1 protein-coding gene is annotated in these 977 nt (G+C 65.9%); it reads left to right on the top strand.

From position 1 onward, the window contains the following. Positions 1-977 (top strand): (Fe-S)-binding protein (locus KPB06_RS04410; protein WP_275920422.1); only part of this gene is annotated, 977 nt, incomplete at both ends.

The following is a 977-nucleotide window of genomic DNA, read 5'->3' as shown; positions in this document are numbered from 1 at the left end:
GCGGTGTTCTACTTCCCGGGCTGCGGCTCCGAGCGGCTGTTCTCGCAGGTGGGGCTGGCGACGCAGGCGATGCTGTGGGAGGCGGGCGTGCAGACGGTGCTGCCGCCGGGCTACCTGTGCTGCGGCTATCCGCAGCGCGGCTCGGGCCAGTACGACAAGGCCGAGAAGATCGTGACGGACAACCGCGTGCTGTTCCACCGGGTGGCGAACACGCTGAACTACCTGGACATCAAGACGGTGGTGGTGTCGTGCGGCACGTGCTACGACCAGCTCGCGGGCTACGAATTCGACAAGATCTTCCCGGGCTGCCGGATCATCGACATCCACGAGTTCCTGCTGGAGAAGGGGATGAAGCTCGACGGCGTGACGGGCACGCGCTACATGTACCACGACCCGTGCCACACGCCGATCAAGACGATGGACCCGGTGAAGCTGGTCAACGAGCTGATGGGTTCGGAGAAGGACGGCTACAAGATCGAGAAGAACGATCGCTGCTGCGGCGAATCGGGCACGCTGGCGGTCACGCGGCCGGACATCTCGACGCAGGTGCGCTTCCGCAAGGAAGAGGAGATCCGCAAGGGCGCGGCGAAGCTGCGTGCGATTCCGGTGGTGGCGGGCGACGCGGCGGCGCCGGCGGCTGATGGGGGTGGGCTACAAGGTGCAGCGCTTCGCGAACGACATGCTCAAGAAGGTCGTGACGAAGCAGACGCAGCACCCGCCGGCGACGACCGGCAAGCCGCCGGCGGTCGAGCAGGTGATCCACTTCGTGAACAAGAAGATGCCGGGCAACCTGCCGAAGAAGACGGCGCGCGCGCTGCTGGACATCGAGGACAACAAGATCGTGCCGATCATCCGCAACCCGAAATCGACGACTGTCGATTCGGAAGCGGTGTTCTACTTCCCGGGCTGCGGCTCCGAGCGGCTGTTCTCGCAGGTGGGGCTGGCGACGCAGGCGATGCTGTGGGAGGCGGGCGTGC

The sequence above is a fragment of the Burkholderia semiarida genome (genome assembly GCF_029268935.1).
Lineage (GTDB): Bacteria > Pseudomonadota > Gammaproteobacteria > Burkholderiales > Burkholderiaceae > Burkholderia > Burkholderia semiarida.
Note: the sequence above shows the minus strand (reverse complement) of the source record. Positions and strands in the feature narration are given on the sequence as shown.